We start from the raw sequence: 17123 nt of genomic DNA on the forward strand, positions 1-17123 counted from the left end.
TCACCGGGTTTTACAGGGTCTTTCTTGCATTTGCAGGGTATTCGCGTTTCAATAACCTGACCTGTCTCAGATTATGATCCCCGCAGGCAGATATAAAAAATAAAGTATTTATTATCAATTAATTAACAGAAGTCACCATCAACACGTACAGACTTTTAATGGAATAGTCCTATGCTGAAAATTTATAACACCTTATCAAGACAAAAAGAGGAATTTAAGCCCATTAACCCCGGTAAAATCGGGATGTACGTGTGTGGTATCACTGTTTACGACCTGTGTCATATCGGACACGGGCGGACATTTGTCGCGTTTGACACCATTGTGCGCTATCTGCGTCACGCCGGGTATGATGTAAACTATATCCGCAACATCACGGATGTGGACGACAAAATTATCAGACGGGCGAATGAAAATAACGAAACCTGTGATCAGCTGGTGGATCGCATGGTGGCGGAAATGCACCGCGATTTCGATGCCATGAACCTGATGCGCCCGGATTCAGAGCCGCGTGCCACACATCACATCAAAGAGATTATTGAGATCACGCAGTTACTGCTCGATCGCGGTCATGCCTATGTGGCGGACAACGGGGATGTGATGTTTGATATCAGCAGTGACCCGGAATACGGCCTGCTGTCACGTCAGGATCTGGAGCAGCTCCAGGCCGGTGCCCGTGTCGAGGTGGCGGATGTGAAACGCAACCCGATGGATTTCGTGCTGTGGAAAATGTCCAAACCGGGTGAGCCGTCATGGGAATCCCCGTGGGGCGCAGGCCGTCCTGGCTGGCATATCGAATGTTCCGCGATGAACAGCAAACAGCTGGGCACACATTTTGATATTCACGGCGGCGGTTCTGACCTGATGTTCCCGCACCATGAAAACGAAATAGCGCAGTCCACCTGTGCCCACGACGGCCCGTATGTCAATTACTGGATGCACTCCGGTATGGTGATGGTTGATAAAGAGAAGATGTCAAAATCCCTCAATAACTTCTTCACCATCCGTGATGTGCTGGGCTATTACGACCCGGAAACGGTGCGTTACTTCCTGCTGTCCGCACATTACCGCAGCCAGCTCAACTACACAGAAGAGAACCTGAAACAGGCGCGTACTGCTCTGGAGCGTTTCTATACCGCACTGCGCGGCACAGATAAAGATGCGGCGGTCGTGGTGAATGAGGAATTCGCAAATCGTTTCCGCGATGCGATGGATGATGATTTTAACACGCCGGAAGCTTACTCTGTGCTGTTTGATATGGCGCGTGAACTGAACCGTCTGAAACAGGAAGATATGACTGCAGCAAACGGCCTGGCAGCACAACTGCGCCAGCTGGCCGGTGTGCTGGGGCTGCTGACTCAGGATCCGGAGCAGTTCCTGCAAAGCGGTGCGCAGAGCGAAAGTGATGAAGATGCAGCGAAAATCGAAGCACTGATCAAACAGCGCAATGATGCCCGCGCCTCAAAAGAGTGGGCGCTGGCCGATGCGGCCCGTGATGCTTTAACCGACATGGGTATTGTGCTGGAAGATGGTCCGCAGGGCACCACCTGGCGCCGTAAGTAATCGTTATTACATTCTGACTGAAAAGCCCGGCATTATTCACTGCCGGGTTTTTTTATATTATTTTATTTTTACCGGGCAGGCATAACCGCCGGTTATCCGCTATTCTGTTACAGCACCTGCTTTATTGTGTGATGTCTTTGTCGTACTTTTATATTAAAAATAAAGGAAGCATCTGATGAGTAAAAATATGTTAGCTATGCTGGTGGCGTCTGTCTGTGCATTCGGCGCAATGACGGCATCTGCCGCCGGACTGTCAGATAATATGAAAACGCTGAACGCGAATCTGCAGATTGTTGAAAAAACAGATGACGCGGCAGCGCTGAAAACTGCACTGACCGACATGCGTGCTGCGGCACAGAGTGCCAGAGAAGAATTACCGGCCAAACTGAAAGGTAAAGCGGCGGACAGCGCAGAAGTGAAGGATTACCATCACGGTTATGATGTTCTGACCGGACAAATTGATGAAGCACTGAAGCTGACGGAAGAAGGTAAAATTCCGGAAGCAAAAGCCATGGCTGAACAATTTAAAGCCACCCGTGGTGAATACCACAAGAAATACCGTTAACAACTGATATAAATACCATTTTCCGTATTAAAAACGCCCGGTCATGATTGCCGGGCGTTTTGTTATTCAGTGGCTGATAATCAGTCCCGTTTGCGCGGCATCATGCGCAGCAGGGTATTATCTTTCCAGAAGTAGTGATGAGCCAGTGCGGCGGCGGCATGCAGGCCGATAATAAAATAACCGGTATTGGCAACGATCTCATGAATATTCTGTATGCTGTACGCGAGATCTTCATCCGGCGCGGCGGAGACCGGCATCGGGATACCGAATAATGACCAGTCATAACCGTTCAGATATTTAATACTGAAACCGAGTACCGGTAACAAAATAAATATCACAAAGATTATCAGGTGCACCAGATGGGATAAGCCGGTTATCATCGGTGACGGTCTGGGAATAATAGCCGGTGCGCGGTGCTTTATTCTGACGGCCAGCCGGACAATCATCAGTATACCGACAGCGATACCGCAACTGTAATGCAGCCCGGCCAAAATACTTCTCAGTGGTTCGTCAGCATTGTCCCGTAACAGGGCGCTGATATAAACGACAATCACAAGCAGGAAAATAAACCAGTGCAGGGCAATCTGCACAGGCTGAAATTTTTGTGTTTTCATTTTTTGCGGCTCTTATTATACGGATAAAAAAACCAGAGGCAGTGCTCTGGTTTATTCGCAGATTACGATTATTCAGCCACCTTTACCTGCTCACCGGCAAATTCCACCACTTTACCGGCGGTGATTTTGCAGCGCTTGCGGGTTTCCGTTTCACCGTCAACAGTCACCTGACCATCAGCGATAAATTGTTTGGCGGCGGCACCGCTGTCGGCCCAGCCCTGAATTTTGAGCAGGTCGCACAGCTCAACATGCGGATGGCCGTCAAGATTAAAAATATCCATTGTTACTCGTCCTTATCGTGAAATTCTTCGCAGGCCTGTAATGTATTCTGAATCAGTGTGGCGACCGTCATCGGCCCGACACCGCCCGGCACCGGGGTTATCCACTCTGCACGTTCAGCGGCTTCGGCAAAATTCACATCACCGACCACTTTGCCGTTTTCCAGACGGTTAATGCCCACATCAATCACAATTGCGCCGGGTTTGATCCACTCACCCGGAATAAAATTCGGTTTCCCGACCGCCACAATCAGCAAATCCGCGTGTTCAACATGGTGACGCAGATTGGTGGTAAAGCGGTGAGTGACAGTTGTGGTGCAACCGGCCAGCAGCAGCTCCAGGCTCATCGGGCGGCCGACAATATTGGATGCGCCGATAATCACGGCATTCAGACCAAATGTATTGATATTGCAGCGCTCAAGCAGTGTCACAATACCGCGCGGTGTGCACGGGCGCAGATTCGGCGCACGCTGACACAGGCGGCCGATATTATAAGGATGAAAACCGTCGACGTCTTTATCAGGATGAATGCGTTCAATCACTTTGACATTATCAATGCCGGCAGGCAGCGGAAGCTGAACGAGGATCCCGTCGATAGTATTATCATTATTCAGTTCATCAATGAGATGGAGGAGTTCGGCTTCGCTGGTGGTATCGGGGAGGTCATAAGAGCGTGAAATAAATCCGACTTCTTCACATGAACGGCGTTTGCTGGCGACATAAATCTGCGACGCGGGGTTCTCACCGACCAGGATAACGGCAAGACCGGGAGCCCGTTTTCCGCTGGCAATCCGTTGCTGAACTTTTGCGGCAACTTCGGCACGTATGGTCGACGCAATCGTTTTCCCGTCTATAATTTTTGCTGACATCGTGTAAAAATCCATAAAACAGATAAAAGATGGGCACTATTCTGTCAGAACATTTTCCGTCTGTCAGTTATGTTTTATTAAGGTGTCAGAAAGTAACTGCCGAAGATAACTGATTTTCTGATTGACTCGCCGCGTCGCAGCCGTATAATCCACGGTGCATCAAGCAGTTAACCCGCTGTTTTTTTCCTCAGCGCGCCCTTAGCTCAGCTGGATAGAGCAACGGCCTTCTAAGCCGTAGGTCACAGGTTCGAATCCTGTAGGGCGTACCATTCCGAAGTCAATGGACATCAACCGATGTCTTTTTTTATGTCTGAAATTCAGTTAATTAGCTGATTTTAACTTTTCTTCGTTCAACTGACATCCACCTATATCAACCTAAATCAAGTAATATTTGTTGGCATATGCGTTGGTACATACAGGTTCAATGAATTCTTATACCAACACAAACTCATGGGAGTTCCTATACGGCACTAACAGATGTGAAGGTAAGAACGGCAAAGCCTGCCGATAAAGGATACAAACTAACTGACGGTGAAGGAATGCACCTTTATGTGCATGCTAATGGTTCTAAATACTGGCGGTTACAATAATAGTTTATGGGAAACATATTCGATTTGACGCATGTGTTTTTTAGAGGTAATTTAAAAAAAAGATTAAAGAGGTACACATGGAACCATTACAACTGTTTAAAATTTTAGGTGACCAAACCAGACTGGATATCGTGCTATTGCTAAAAGCATCCGGGGAGTTATGTGTCTGTGATATCTATACGGTCTTGAATTTATCGCAACCAAAGACATCCCGGCATCTGGCAATGCTAAGAGAATCAGGTCTTTTGCTCGATTCAAAACATGGCAAATGGGTTCATTATCGTTTATCTCCTGCATTACTACCGTGGGTGAAAAGTATCATTGATGTCACTTACGCCACAGAGAAAAATAGAGTTGCAGATTTGCTTAAGAGTCTGGAGACAAAAGAACCTGCGGGTAGCTGTTCTGTATAAAAATTTTTAAGCTAACATATTTGGAAAAACATATGTAAGGTTGAGCGATGAAAAAACTAGAAGTATTTGATCCCGCATTATGCTGTAGCACCGGTGTTTGCGGAACCGAAGTCGATCAAGCATTGGTAGACTTCGCAACAGATGTGGATTGGTTAAAAAAACAAGGAGCAAGTATAAGGCGTTTTAATTTAGCGCAAGAGCCTATGGAGTTCGTTAACAACACAAAAGCAAAAACATTTTTGGAAACCGCAGGTGCCGGGTCACTTCCGCTATTGATTCTTGACGGTGAGATTGTGCTGACTGGTCGATACCCAAAACGACATGAGCTAGCCAGATGGTTTGGTATTCGACCGAATATTGAAAAAGCTGAAATTGTTAAATCGTGTTGTGGTAATGGTAAAACGTGTTGTTAACAGGAGCAATAAAATGAAATTTTTAGATAACACACCTAATTATTTATTTTTTACTGGAAAAGGTGGTGTGGGTAAAACCTCTGTTTCCTGTGCGACAGCAATTAAGTTGGCTGAAAAAGGGAAAAAAGTTTTACTGGTGAGCACCGATCCAGCTTCTAACGTTGGGCAAGTATTCTCTCAATCGATAGGCAACAATATTAAGCCAATAACATTGGTTCCAAATCTATTTGCTATTGAAATAGATCCTCAAGCCGCAGCCGAAGAATATCGAAACAAAATTATTAATCCAATCAAAGAAAGTTTACCTGAAGCGGTAATTCAAAGTATTACGGAACAGCTATCAGGTGCCTGTACCACAGAGATTGCAGCTTTCGATGAATTTACCGGGTTGTTAACCAATACCGAAATTACAGAGCAATTTGACCATATCATTTTTGATACCGCACCAACGGGGCATACCATCCGTTTATTACAACTCCCGAGTGCATGGAGTGATTTTATTAGTAACAATCCTGATGGCGCGTCATGTTTAGGGCCAATGTCTGGTCTTGATAAACAACGTGAGCAGTACAGCATGGCGGTGGAAGCGTTGAGTGATAAATCACTGACAAGGCTGGTCTTGGTTGCACGACCTCAGTCTGCCGCATTGAGGGAAGTCGCGAGAACCTATAGCGAGTTGTCATCTCTGGGTATCAAAAATCAGCAATTGGTTGTCAATGGTGTTTTCCCTGAAACGGCGGTGACTGAAAATGATAAGTTATCCCATGCGCTCTACTCTCGTGAACAAGCGGCATCAGAGTCTATGCCGGAAGCACTACGCTCGTTACCTGTCGATATTCTTTATTTACAAAATATCAATATGGTGGGTGTCGATGCACTGAAGCAGTTGTTATCTGATGACATGCCACAAATTCCAACTATTACCCCTACAAAACAACCTATTTCTTTACCTACCTTGTCAGAACTGGTTGGTGAAATATCTCAGCAACAGCATGGGCTGATTATGTTAATGGGCAAAGGTGGTGTAGGGAAAACAACGATTGCGGCATCAATCGCAGTTAAATTGGCAGAAAAAGGGCTTGATGTACATCTGACCACATCTGATCCGGCCGCGCATATTGAATCAACCCTCGATGGTGTTTTACCCAATCTTCAGGTTAGCCGAATTGACCCTGTCGCTGAAACTGAGCGTTATCGTAATTATGTCTTAGAAACCAAAGGGAAAGATTTAGATGAAGAGGGGCGTGCATTACTTGAGGAAGATTTACGCTCTCCATGCACAGAAGAAATCGCGGTATTTCAGGCTTTCTCTCGCATCATTAGAGACGCGGGTAAACGTTTTGTCGTCATGGATACTGCACCGACCGGGCATACATTATTACTTCTGGATGCAACAGGGGCATACCATAAAGAAATTGTTAAAAAAATGGGCGAAAAAGGCCACTATTTAACGCCGATGATGCAATTACAAGATCCTGAACGTACTAAAGTTATTATTACGACACTCGCTGAAACTACGCCTGTGCTTGAGGCGGAGAACTTACAAAATGATTTAATTCGGGCAGATATACATCCGTGGGCGTGGGTGATCAATAACAGTCTGTCTATCACGGAAACAATATCACCATTGTTACTTTCAAGAGCAGAACAGGAAGTCGCTCAGATTGAAAAGGTGACATCAACATTGGCAAAACGTGTTGCTATTGTTCCTTTGCTTGAAACAGAGCCTGTGGGGATATCTGCATTAAGTCAGCTCGCAGAATAAGTTTTATTTTCTAAAAATAAAAGGTGCGGAAAAGTACCTTTTAAATGAGGTTGTTATGTTTATTGCCGCATTCATTTTTATTTTAACGATCACCTTTGTTATTTGGCAACCCAAAGGACTGGGTATTGGCTGGAGTGCTACAGCAGGGGCTGTATTGGCACTGATCTTTGGTGTGATCAGTTTCCAGGACATCCCGATTGTCTGGAACATTGTTTGGAATGCCACGGCGACATTTGTTGCCGTAATTATCATTAGTCTACTTTTAGATGAAAGTGGTTTCTTTGAATGGGCTGCATTACATGTTGCCAAGTGGGGCGGGGGTAAAGGAAAACTGTTATTCAGTTATATTGTGTTACTTGGAGCAACGGTTGCAGCCTTATTTGCCAATGATGGCGCAGCATTGATATTAACGCCCATTGTGATTGCGATGTTATTGGCACTTGGTTTCAACAAAGGCACGACATTAGCATTTGTCATGGCTGCCGGGTTTATTGCAGATACGGCGAGCTTGCCGCTGATCGTTTCGAACCTCGTGAATATCGTTTCTGCAGACTTCTTTAATATTGGATTTACTGAATATGCATCGATTATGGTGCCAGTGGATATTGCAGCAATTATTGCAACATTAGCGATGCTGCATTGGTTTTTCCGCAAAGATATTCCTAAACAATATGATGTTACCAAACTGAGTGAACCGACTTTAGCCATTAAGGATATGACAACGTTTAAAACAGGTTGGCTGGTATTGGTACTGCTGCTTATTGGTTTCTTTGTCTTAGAACCATTAGGTATTCCAATCAGTGCAATTGCGGCTATTGGCGCTTTAATTCTTTGGATGATTGCAGCCAGAGGCCATACGATTAATACCAAAAAAGTATTACGCGGAGCACCGTGGCAAATCGTCATTTTCTCTTTAGGTATGTACTTGGTTGTTTATGGTTTAAGAAATGCAGGGTTAACCGATTATCTTTCTGAAACGCTCAATTACCTTGCAGACAAAGGGTTATGGGTTGCAACAATTGGTACGGGATTTATAACTGCATTTTTATCCTCAATAATGAATAACATGCCAACGGTATTAATTGGTGCCCTGTCCATTGAAGGAAGTGAAGCATCAGGGTTAATTCAGCAAGCAATGGTTTATGCTAACGTGATTGGTGCCGATTTGGGTCCGAAAATCACACCAATAGGTAGTTTGGCTACATTGCTGTGGCTGCATGTTTTATCGCAAAAAAACATGACCATTACATGGGGATATTATTTCAAAACCGGGATTATCATGACTATCCCTGTGCTCATTGTCACACTCGTTGCTTTAGTACTTCGACTTTCACTGTTAAATTAAAGGTAACTTCATGAATGAGATCACTATCTATCATAACCCCAATTGTGGCACTTCGCGTAACACCCTTGCAATGATCAGCAATAGTGGCGTTGAGCCAACGATTATTTATTACCTGGAAACACCTCCGGCTAAGGATGTGTTAGTGCAACTTATTGCAGATATGAAAATTACAGCGAGGGAGCTATTACGAAAAAATGTTGAGCCGTATAAGCAATTAAATTTAGAAAATAACCTTTATTCCGATGAGCAATTGATCGATTTTATGTTGCACTACCCGATACTGATTAATAGGCCGATTGTCGTCACTCCGCTGGGCGTAAAGTTGTGTAGGCCTTCAGAGGTAGTGTTAGATATATTGCCTAATCAGCAACAAAGTGAATTTATCAAGGAAGATGGTCAGATAGTGATTGGTAGTCACGATGTAAAAATGTAAATTTTCCCTTTCTTTGCCCGCTATATCCGTTACAGCAATGATTTTGTCACAGAAGGCAGTGCTGACGGCAAAGTCGATTTTACCTTTATCTGCGAATAAACCGGTGCCGGAAATTCCCCGGATAAAAAAGCATGGTATTTACCAGACAACTGGTCTATATTATTCCGCATGACAGAGGTAAAGACGCAATGACATCAGTAATCACAAAACCGAAACGGGGACGGCCGCCGAAAAATCATGATGCGGGTGCGGATGTAAAAAAAATGCTGATCCGCAGCGGCATGGAGATGTTTACCGAAAAAGGGTATATGACATCGGATATCAACGGGATCCTGAAAAAGGTCGGTGTACCGAAGGGCTCTTTTTATTATTACTTTGACAGTAAAGAGCAGTTTGGTCTGGAAATCATGCGTAATTACGACAGCTATTTTTCCCGTCTGCTGGATAAATGTTTGTCTGATATCACGCTGCCGCCACCGGAAAGGTTACGGGCATTTTATCTGACCGCCAAAGCCGGGATGGAAAAATACCACTGGCAGCGCGGGTGTCTGGTGGGGAATCTCGGTCAGGAAGTGACCAGCCTGCCGGCGGGGTATTGTGAAATACTCGATGAGATTATTACCGGCTGGCAGAAGAAAGTGGAAATCTGCCTTCTTGAAGCACAGAAACAGCAGCTTATTTCCGCTAAAACAGATTGCAGGCAAATGGCGGCTTTTTTCTGGACGGGCTGGGAAGGGGCGGTAATGCGTGCCAAACTGACCCGCAACAGTGAACCGCTGGATCTGTTTATCACTGTTTTTATGACGCAGATACTGGCTGAGAAAGCCTGAGAGATTGTTGCAGAATAATTTATTAAATATCGCCGTTGTTAACACGTCGGTGAGTATTTAATAAATTTTTTTACAATTAACCAGACAACTGGTCTATATTCATAAAAGGATAACACCATGTTTAACTGCATTCTGATTGAAAATACTGACGGTTATACCGCAAAGCTGGCTCAGCTCGATGAATCACAACTGCCGGATCACAATGTGACTGTGCAGATTGACTACTCCACGCTGAACTATAAAGATGGCCTGGCGATTACCGGCAAAAGCCCGGTTGTGCGCAGTTTTCCGATGGTTCCGGGGATTGATTTTGCCGGTACCGTGACCGAAAGCAGCTCTGAACACTATAAAGTTGGCGACAAAGTACTGCTCAACGGCTGGAGTGTCGGCGAAAAATACTGGGGCGGACTGTCTCAGGTGGCAAAAGTGAAAGACAGCTGGCTGACACCGTTACCGGCCGGGATGAGCACAAAGCAGGCTATGATGATTGGTACCGCCGGTTACACGGCAATGCTGGCGGTTCAGGCACTGCTGAAACAGGGGATCACCAAAGAATCCGGTAAAGTACTGGTGACCGGTGCCAGCGGCGGCGTGGGCAGCTTCGCTGTTTCTCTGCTGTCAAAATTAGGTTTTGAGGTTATTGCTTCCACCGGCCGTACGGCTGATACCGCGTATCTGATCGATACCCTGGGCGCATCTGAAATCATGGATCGCAACGAGTTATCCGTACCGGGCAAACCGCTGACCAAAGAGCGCTGGGCGGCAGCGATTGACAGTGTGGGCAGCCACACGCTGGCCGGTGTCTGTGCCGGTACTCAGTATGGTGGCGTTGTGGCGGCCTGCGGCCTGGCACAGGGCATGGATTTTAACGGGACTGTTGCACCGTTTATCCTCAGAGGCGTGAGCCTGATCGGTATCGACAGTGTGATGCGCCCGCAGGCAGATCGTGTGGCGGCATGGAAACAGCTGGCAGAACTGACTGATCCGGCACAGATGGAAACCATCAGCCGTGTGATCCCGTTAAATGAAGCGATTCCGGCGGCACACAGCTTACTGAACGGTGAAATCCGCGGCCGTGTCGTTGTTGATGTGAATAATTAATATTGTCTGACCCGCAGTATCCGTAAAAGAACATCCGGCAGAACCCTTCCGCCGGGTGTCCGGTTTACAAAGTCAGCACTATTAAGTGCTCTTACATACTACTCATAATCACTTATCAGCGATAGATGTATTATCGCTGCCATGAATATACCATAACTGCTGTTCCCGGAATATTGTCCCGGATTGTCCTCTTCCATCAATAAACGTGCTGTTAACGTTATATTTCCCTGTTTTTATACCGGAAGCAGTATTAATGACATGTATTTCCCCTTCTGAAGGCATAATCATCACGGCCGTATCCGGGGCATCCGGTATCACAGATTATTATCATTATTCGTCTGACGGGCTGCATTTGCTCATTTCTGTATTTTATGAATAATAGCGATGTAAAAAGATATGACTAATACATAAAGCAGTATTTATAAAAACGACATTAACTAAGAATTATCTTATAGGGATGAGACATGCAAATGATGCAGGCAGTAAATCCGGTCAAACTGAAGTCAGTTATGAAATTGATTATTGTTGCCGTTATTCTCCTCGTCGCGGGAGTGGTTACTTTTAATTCGTATACTATTGTGCAGGATGGTTCGGTAAAAGTCGGAACCTTTTTAGGTAAGGTCAACCCGGTCGCTTATGATGCCGGGCTGCATTTTCCGATTAACCCGTTTATGACATTTGATACTTATTCAACAAAAGATATCCGCGTATCACTGAAAGAGTTACGTGTACCCTCACAGGACAAACTGAAATCCATCGTGGATATTACGGTAATGCTCCAGTTCGATGGCGCTAAAGCCCCCATTCTCCGTATTAACGGCGGTACAGAAAGTGAAGCACTGGATAAATATGTCCGCCAGAAACTGATTTCCACGATTCTGGAATTCGGGAAAGATGTTGCCAACGCACAGGATCTGTATACCGCAGATACCCAGCGGAAATTACAGGAATCTATCCGTGATGCCATTCAGGGTTATGCTTCACCTTACGGCTATACGATCAAAGAGATTATGATCCAGGATATTACGCTGCCGGAAGTGGTTCAGGAGCAGGTTGTGAATACCAAGATGCGTCAGGAGCAGATAAACCAGGCAAAAGCGGAAGCAGAGAAAGAGCGTGAACTGGCTCAGAAAAAAGTGGTTATCGCACAGGCAGAGCGTGAGTCCGCAGAACAGCAGGCACTTGCCCGTGAGCGTAATGCCCAGGCCAGCTCTTATGCAATGCGTCAGGAAGCCGATGCACGTTTATATGCCGCTCAGAAAGAATCAGAAGCGAACGCCGTGTTACAGCAGACAATCACCCGCGAAATGATTAACTGGAAGCAGCTTGAAATAGAACAAATTAAAGCAGAGAAATACAAAGGTGAAGTGCCTAATATTGTTGTTGGTGCAGACTATGACGGAAAAATGATCATGGATATGCGCTCACAACAATAAAAAATAACTGCCCGTTACCGAAAACCCGTCATATGACGGGTTTTTTTATTTATATGGAATTTTTGATGCTTAAATAAGGTATTGGTTTATCTTTATATCAGATAAAAACCTGCCGGGCGATGGTCAGAAAGGAACGGTAACAGCGATACGATTTCAGTCTCCGGCAAAGCACTCTGATGTCAGAGCAACACCCGCAGCATTATGATATCAGTACTCTGCTGGCATTATTTTCATCTGAAACTCCGGCAACCTGTGCGGAAAGTGAAATCAATCATGCTTTCTTATGCGTTACAGGCGGAATGCATGGCTGCACTGGTGGCGGATTTCAGATATCGGAGTAATAAATATTGGTTTATCTCTTCATTAAAATAATCAGTAGGATATCGGATGAATAATAGATAATTCTAAAATAATAATTTTATTTGTTATTTTAAAGATCATTTTATTATTCAGATAAAATAACTGATTATTAAAAGGATTGATAATGAAAGAATTAAGTCATGCTGAAATTGAACTGGTTTCCGGTGCCGGATGTGTTCAGGACACTATCACCGACCTCGGAAAAAAACTCGGTGACTGGGGTTTTGAACTGCTCAGGCCTTATCTGACGGCAGACCTGCCGGTGTTCGGTAAAGTCAGCCTCAAAGACGCATACCCGGGGCTGGGCAGGGAAGTCGGCGGGAAAGTGGGTTCGGCTGTCGGCGGTTTTATTGAAGATAAATTAGGCGGCATTGTAGATCTCGGTGGTATTTGTAAATAATACGCTGATAAAGTAATAGTATAAATGGTGATCCTCTGCGGAATATACCACAGAGGATCCTTGATATATAAATAGTTATCATCGGAATCGCCGGTGTTTTTCCCGGCTGACGACAGAGCAGGAATGTTATTTTGATTCATAACAAAACCTGAATATTTTACGATAATATAGTATAATTTCTTAAGAAAATATATACTTGAAAAGTGATGTGAAATTACAGTTTTTCCTGTTGAGCTGATAAATAATAATTATTTTCTGTCAGTACATTAACCATATCATTTTCCGCTGTAACAACGATTGATTTTTATTACATCCTTCCCTCTGTTCATTATCAGCAGTCAATTCATCTAAAATAAGTACCGTGATGACTATGTTCAGACGAAGTCATAAATAATGAAAGGGAAATCTAAATATGAAAGAGTTAAGTATTCTGGAAATTGAAGCAGTTTCTGGTGCCGGTTAATTAATACTATAACCCGCATTATTGACTGTTCCGCAGTCAATATCATATTTTGAGGGAATTCATTATTTTATGAATTCCCGTTTTTTTATCTTTTCCCTGATACTGACGGCCTTTTATTCACCGGATAACCGCAGGCAGGGTTTATTGTGTTCCGCAAAGCCGCACTCGATAACCGAAAAATGAAATGGCGGGGTAAGGCCTTATTATTACCCGGTATTCCGCTGTGGCTGATTATAGTATGCAGTTTTCTGTTTTTAATGGTTTTTCTGACCTTGATCTTGTCCGGCAGCTATACGCGGCGGGTCAGTGTGACCGGAGAAATCACCACCAATCCCCGGGCTGTTACTGTATATGCAGGTGTGCAGGGATTTATTACCGGGCAATATGTGAATGAAGGGCAGATTATCCGCAAAGGGGATCCGGTTTACCGTATTGATACCAGCAGAGCCACAGCCAGCGGTGTGGTCAGTGAAAATCAGCGCCGTGAAATTGAAAATCAGTTACAGCATATCCGTGATATGACCGCCCGTCTCAGAGATAACAAACAGACCACTCTGGCCTCGCTCGAAAAACAAAAGTCCCTTTATGCACAGGCACAGTTGCGATCTGCCGGGATTATTGAACGGGCACAGGAAGGGATCCGCATTATGAAACAGAATATGGATAATTATCATCATTACCGGGAAAGAGGGCTGATAAATAAAGATCAGTGGCTGAATCAGGCTGCGCTTTATTATTCTCAGCAAAACAGTCTGCTGGGATTAAGCGGACAGAATGAACAGAATATTCTGCAGGTTACGTCTCTGGAAAGCCAGATCCTGACTCAGGCGGCAGAATTTGATAACCGGATTTATCAGCTGGAATTACAACAGTCTGAGCTGATGAAAGAGCAGGTGAATAATGACGCGGGTGGTGAGATTATCGTTCGTGCCCTGACAGACGGCCGTGTGGATTCCCTTGGCGTGACCGTCGGTCAGATGGTCAATCCCGGTGATACCCTGCTGCAGATCCTGCCGGAAAATATCCGTCAGTACTGGCTGGCGCTCTGGGTGCCCAATGACGCACTGCCTTATCTGAATGTCGGTGACGCGGTGAATATCCGTTATGAAGCTTTCCCGGCAGAAAAATTCGGCCAGTTTGCCGCCACCATTCAGGTGATTTCCAAAACCCCTGCCTCTGCACAGGAAATGATGACCTATGCCGGGGCGCCGAAAGTCAGTCAGATGCCGCAGTCCATCCCCTATTACAAAGTGATTGTACGTCCGGAAAAACAGATGATCGCCTATGACGGCCGCGAACTCAGCCTGCAAAACGGCATGAAAGCCAATACCACCCTGTTTCTGGAAAAACGCAAAATCTATCAGTGGATGGTATCGCCATTCTATGACATGAAACAGAGCGCCTCCGGGCCAACAGGAGCAGACACACCATGACAGAACGGACGCTGTTATCTGACCGGGAGGCTGTATGCGCCGTTTATCCCTGAAAAACCTGCTGGAAAAACTCGATCTCAGTCTGCGTCAGCGCATTCCGGTGATCCACCAGACCGAGTCCTCTGAGTGCGGCCTCGCCAGCCTGGCCATGATTTCCGCCCATTACGGCAAAAGTATCGATCTGATTTCCCTGCGCCAGCAGTTCAATCTCTCCGCGCGGGGCGCGACCCTGGCCGGACTGACCGGCATGGCCGCCGAACTGGGCATGACCACCCGCGCGCTGTCACTGGATATGGACGACCTGCCCAATCTGCGTCTGCCGTGTATTTTACACTGGGATTTCAATCACTTTCTGGTGCTGGTGAAAATCAGCGGCAACAAATTTATCCTGCACGACCCGGCGTATGGCCGCCGGGTGGTCGGTATTGAGGAGATGTCACGCAATTTTACCGGCGTGGCGCTGGAAGCCTGGCCCGGCAGCACCTTCACAAAGCAGGAGGTGGTGAAAAAACTCAGCCTGCGTAAGCTTATAGGCAATATTCATGGGCTGAAAAAAGCGCTGCTGAAAATCTTCGCGTTCTCCGTGGTGATTGAGGCCATCGGCCTGATTATGCCGGTCGGTACACAGCTGGTGATGGATCACGCTATTCCTGCCGGAGATCAGGGGTTACTGTCCCTGATTTGTGTCGGGTTACTGTTCTTTATTCTGCTGAAAGCAGCGGTCAGTATGTGCCGCGCCTGGGCCAGTGTGATTATGGAAACGCTGATCAACGTCCAGTGGCAGTCCGGATTATTCACCCATCTGCTGCGGCTGCCGCTCAGCTATTTTGAGCGGCGCAAACTCGGGGATATTCAGTCCCGTTTCGGCTCGCTGGATATTCTGCGTACCACCTTTACCACCAGCGTGGTCGGGGCGATCATGGACGGTATCATGCTGATCGGCGTGTTTATCATGATGATCCTCTACGGCGGCCATCTCACCTGGATTGTGCTCGGGTTTACCGCCGTATATATCGGGCTGCGGCTGGCGACCTACCGTTATTACCGCCAGCTGTCAGAGGAATCGCTGATCAAAGAGGCACGCGCCGGGTCGTATTTTATGGAGTCCCTCTACGGCATCACCACGGTGAAAACCCAGGGCATGAGCGATCGCCGGGGGAATCACTGGCTGAATCTGAAAGTCGATTCCATCAACACCGGCATCCGCCTGACCAAAATGAACCTGATGTTCGGCGGGGTGAATACCTTTATCATGGCCTGTGACCAGATTGCCATTCTGTGGATTGGTGCGGGTCTGGTGATCGACAACGCCATGACCCTCGGGATGTTTGTCGCGTTCAGCGCCTACCGCGAGCAGTTTTCCGACCGCGCTGCCTCCATCATTGAGTTCCTGCTGCAGCTGCGCATCATGAGCCTGCACAACGAGCGTATTTCCGATATCGCGCTCAACGAGCAGGAAAATAAAAAGCCGGATGTACCGTACGAGCCGCAGATGCAGGCTGCCGGGCTGGAAACCCGCAACCTGGCGTACAGCTACGACAGCCAGTCTGCACCGATCTTCCGCGATATTAATCTGTCGGTCGCCCCCGGTGAAAGTGTGGCGATAACAGGGCCGTCCGGCTCGGGAAAGACCACGCTGATGAAGGTGCTGTGCGGCCTGTTTGAACCGTCAGACGGCAAGGTATTCATTGATAACATTGAGATCCGCCAGCTCGGGGTCAATAACTACCACAAAATGATCGCCTGTGTGATGCAGGACGACAAACTGTTTTCCGGCTCGATCCGCGAAAATATCTGCGGGTTCACCGAAAATCCCGACGAGCAGCTGATGATCGCCTGTGCACAGGCCAGTTATATTCACAACGTGATTATATCGATGCCGATGGGCTATGAAACGCTGATAGGAGAGCTGGGCGAAGGACTGTCCGGCGGGCAGAAACAACGGATATTTATCGCCCGCGCCCTGTACCGAAAACCCCGCATCCTGTTTATGGACGAGGCCACCAGCGCACTGGATAAAGAGAGTGAATCTTACGTCAATCAGGCGATCCGCCAACTGCCGATCACGCGGATTATTATTGCGCACCGCGAGTCGACGATTGAGTCAGCGGACCGCATTATTTCTCTTGGCGGGAAAAACAATAAATAAAGCTACGAAAATATAACCGGAAATAATAATCTCCGGATATGTATTTTATATTACCGTTAGTACTACAACTCTTGTGGCATTTTCTGAATTTTATGCAGAATATCCG

At 46.3% G+C, this 17123-nt stretch carries 17 protein-coding genes, 1 tRNA gene and 1 pseudogene; 15 read left to right on the forward strand and 4 right to left on the reverse strand.

Annotation, left to right across the window (positions count from 1 at the left end; genetic code table 11):
* The first annotated feature begins 171 nt into the window (after positions 1-171).
* Together cysS and cybC are read left to right on the forward strand one after the other, a co-directional pair.
* Positions 172-1560, forward strand: coding sequence for a cysteine--tRNA ligase (cysS, locus tag X965_RS01250; protein ID WP_004237668.1), 1389 nt, complete (start codon positions 172-174; stop codon positions 1558-1560).
* A 175-nt stretch (positions 1561-1735) separates the two neighbouring features.
* On the forward strand, positions 1736-2125 hold the full coding sequence (gene cybC, locus X965_RS01255; RefSeq protein ID WP_004237672.1) for a cytochrome b562: 390 nt from the start codon (positions 1736-1738) through the stop codon (positions 2123-2125).
* An 80-nt stretch (positions 2126-2205) separates the two neighbouring features.
* On the opposite strand, the gene cybB is transcribed toward cybC, so the two are convergent.
* The 3 genes from cybB to folD all read right to left on the reverse strand — a co-directional run bounded on the left by cybB (position 2206) and on the right by folD (position 3886).
* Positions 2206-2739, reverse strand: coding sequence for a cytochrome b561 (cybB, locus tag X965_RS01260; RefSeq protein ID WP_036416701.1), 534 nt, complete (start codon positions 2737-2739; stop codon positions 2206-2208).
* A gap of 68 nt (positions 2740-2807) precedes the next feature.
* Positions 2808-3020 carry a ribosome-associated protein YbcJ gene (ybcJ, locus tag X965_RS01265; RefSeq protein ID WP_004237674.1) on the reverse strand — a complete coding sequence of 71 codons (213 nt, stop codon included), beginning with the start codon at positions 3018-3020 and terminating at the stop codon, positions 2808-2810.
* A gap of 2 nt (positions 3021-3022) precedes the next feature.
* Complete coding sequence (gene folD, locus X965_RS01270) at positions 3023-3886, reverse strand: bifunctional methylenetetrahydrofolate dehydrogenase/methenyltetrahydrofolate cyclohydrolase FolD (protein ID WP_004241000.1); 864 nt, start codon at positions 3884-3886, stop codon at positions 3023-3025.
* Positions 3887-4078: 192 nt separating this feature from the next.
* Here folD and X965_RS01275 point away from each other — a divergent pair.
* The 9 genes and pseudogenes from X965_RS01275 to X965_RS01305 all read left to right on the forward strand — a co-directional run bounded on the left by X965_RS01275 (position 4079) and on the right by X965_RS01305 (position 10776).
* A tRNA-Arg gene (locus tag X965_RS01275) sits at positions 4079-4155 on the forward strand.
* A gap of 165 nt (positions 4156-4320) precedes the next feature.
* Positions 4321-4473: pseudogene (locus X965_RS19495) on the forward strand (Arm DNA-binding domain-containing protein); the annotation flags it as partial.
* A gap of 80 nt (positions 4474-4553) precedes the next feature.
* The gene (locus tag X965_RS18830) at positions 4554-4889 is read left to right on the forward strand and encodes a metalloregulator ArsR/SmtB family transcription factor (protein WP_072144547.1); all 336 of its coding nucleotides are present in this window, start codon (positions 4554-4556) and stop codon (positions 4887-4889) included.
* A 47-nt stretch (positions 4890-4936) separates the two neighbouring features.
* Positions 4937-5302 (forward strand): arsenite efflux transporter metallochaperone ArsD, encoded by a 366-nt coding sequence (arsD, locus tag X965_RS01280; protein WP_024474765.1) that lies wholly within the window; start codon positions 4937-4939, stop codon positions 5300-5302.
* A 13-nt stretch (positions 5303-5315) separates the two neighbouring features.
* Complete coding sequence (gene arsA / locus X965_RS01285; protein ID WP_015422940.1) at positions 5316-7067, forward strand: arsenical pump-driving ATPase; 1752 nt, start codon at positions 5316-5318, stop codon at positions 7065-7067.
* A 55-nt stretch (positions 7068-7122) separates the two neighbouring features.
* On the forward strand, positions 7123-8412 hold the full coding sequence (locus tag X965_RS01290) for an arsenic transporter (RefSeq protein ID WP_032098356.1): 1290 nt from the start codon (positions 7123-7125) through the stop codon (positions 8410-8412).
* Between the two features lie 10 nt (positions 8413-8422).
* Positions 8423-8845, forward strand: coding sequence for an arsenate reductase (glutaredoxin) (gene arsC, locus X965_RS01295; RefSeq protein WP_036416703.1), 423 nt, complete (start codon positions 8423-8425; stop codon positions 8843-8845).
* Between the two features lie 131 nt (positions 8846-8976).
* Positions 8977-9675 (forward strand): TetR/AcrR family transcriptional regulator, encoded by a 699-nt coding sequence (locus X965_RS01300; protein ID WP_004237680.1) that lies wholly within the window; start codon positions 8977-8979, stop codon positions 9673-9675.
* Between the two features lie 117 nt (positions 9676-9792).
* On the forward strand, positions 9793-10776 hold the full coding sequence (locus X965_RS01305) for an MDR family oxidoreductase (RefSeq protein ID WP_036416707.1): 984 nt from the start codon (positions 9793-9795) through the stop codon (positions 10774-10776).
* Between the two features lie 108 nt (positions 10777-10884).
* Here the strand turns inward: X965_RS01305 and X965_RS18835 are convergent, their stop codons facing one another.
* Positions 10885-11064, reverse strand: a complete 180-nt coding sequence (locus tag X965_RS18835) for a hypothetical protein (RefSeq protein WP_004240997.1) — start codon at positions 11062-11064, stop codon at positions 10885-10887.
* Positions 11065-11285: 221 nt separating this feature from the next.
* On the opposite strand from X965_RS18835, the gene X965_RS01310 reads away from it, so the two are divergent.
* The 4 genes from X965_RS01310 to X965_RS01325 all read left to right on the forward strand — a co-directional run bounded on the left by X965_RS01310 (position 11286) and on the right by X965_RS01325 (position 17017).
* Positions 11286-12212, forward strand: a complete 927-nt coding sequence (locus X965_RS01310; protein WP_225902835.1) for an SPFH domain-containing protein — start codon at positions 11286-11288, stop codon at positions 12210-12212.
* A 484-nt stretch (positions 12213-12696) separates the two neighbouring features.
* On the forward strand, positions 12697-12972 hold the full coding sequence (locus X965_RS01315; RefSeq protein ID WP_036416713.1) for a hypothetical protein: 276 nt from the start codon (positions 12697-12699) through the stop codon (positions 12970-12972).
* 609 nt (positions 12973-13581) lie between these two features.
* On the forward strand, positions 13582-14868 hold the full coding sequence (locus tag X965_RS01320; protein WP_032098354.1) for an HlyD family secretion protein: 1287 nt from the start codon (positions 13582-13584) through the stop codon (positions 14866-14868).
* Positions 14869-14902: 34 nt separating this feature from the next.
* Positions 14903-17017, forward strand: a complete 2115-nt coding sequence (locus X965_RS01325) for a peptidase domain-containing ABC transporter (protein ID WP_036416715.1) — start codon at positions 14903-14905, stop codon at positions 17015-17017.
* Positions 17018-17123: the final 106 nt, after the last annotated feature.

The organism is Morganella sp. EGD-HP17, from assembly GCF_000512315.2.
Lineage (GTDB): Bacteria > Pseudomonadota > Gammaproteobacteria > Enterobacterales > Enterobacteriaceae > Morganella > Morganella morganii.

Excerpts from the sequence above, each read along its gene's own strand:
- X965_RS01305 (WP_036416707.1), top strand. The coding sequence starts at position 9,793 with ATGTTTAACTGCATTCTGATTGAAAATACTGACGGTTATACCGCAAAG.
- arsD (WP_024474765.1), top strand. The coding sequence starts at position 4,937 with ATGAAAAAACTAGAAGTATTTGATCCCGCATTATGCTGTAGCACCGGT.
- cybB (WP_036416701.1), bottom strand. The coding sequence starts at position 2,739 with ATGAAAACACAAAAATTTCAGCCTGTGCAGATTGCCCTGCACTGGTTT.
- X965_RS01310 (WP_225902835.1), top strand. The coding sequence starts at position 11,286 with ATGAAATTGATTATTGTTGCCGTTATTCTCCTCGTCGCGGGAGTGGTT.
- X965_RS01300 (WP_004237680.1), top strand. The coding sequence starts at position 8,977 with ATGGTATTTACCAGACAACTGGTCTATATTATTCCGCATGACAGAGGT.
- X965_RS01290 (WP_032098356.1), top strand. The coding sequence starts at position 7,123 with ATGTTTATTGCCGCATTCATTTTTATTTTAACGATCACCTTTGTTATT.
- X965_RS18830 (WP_072144547.1), top strand. The coding sequence starts at position 4,554 with ATGGAACCATTACAACTGTTTAAAATTTTAGGTGACCAAACCAGACTG.
- cysS (WP_004237668.1), top strand. The coding sequence starts at position 172 with ATGCTGAAAATTTATAACACCTTATCAAGACAAAAAGAGGAATTTAAG.
- folD (WP_004241000.1), bottom strand. The coding sequence starts at position 3,886 with ATGTCAGCAAAAATTATAGACGGGAAAACGATTGCGTCGACCATACGT.
- arsC (WP_036416703.1), top strand. The coding sequence starts at position 8,423 with ATGAATGAGATCACTATCTATCATAACCCCAATTGTGGCACTTCGCGT.
- ybcJ (WP_004237674.1), bottom strand. The coding sequence starts at position 3,020 with ATGGATATTTTTAATCTTGACGGCCATCCGCATGTTGAGCTGTGCGAC.
- X965_RS01315 (WP_036416713.1), top strand. The coding sequence starts at position 12,697 with ATGAAAGAATTAAGTCATGCTGAAATTGAACTGGTTTCCGGTGCCGGA.
- arsA (WP_015422940.1), top strand. The coding sequence starts at position 5,316 with ATGAAATTTTTAGATAACACACCTAATTATTTATTTTTTACTGGAAAA.
- X965_RS18835 (WP_004240997.1), bottom strand. The coding sequence starts at position 11,064 with ATGATTATGCCTTCAGAAGGGGAAATACATGTCATTAATACTGCTTCC.
- X965_RS01325 (WP_036416715.1), top strand. The coding sequence starts at position 14,903 with ATGCGCCGTTTATCCCTGAAAAACCTGCTGGAAAAACTCGATCTCAGT.
- cybC (WP_004237672.1), top strand. The coding sequence starts at position 1,736 with ATGAGTAAAAATATGTTAGCTATGCTGGTGGCGTCTGTCTGTGCATTC.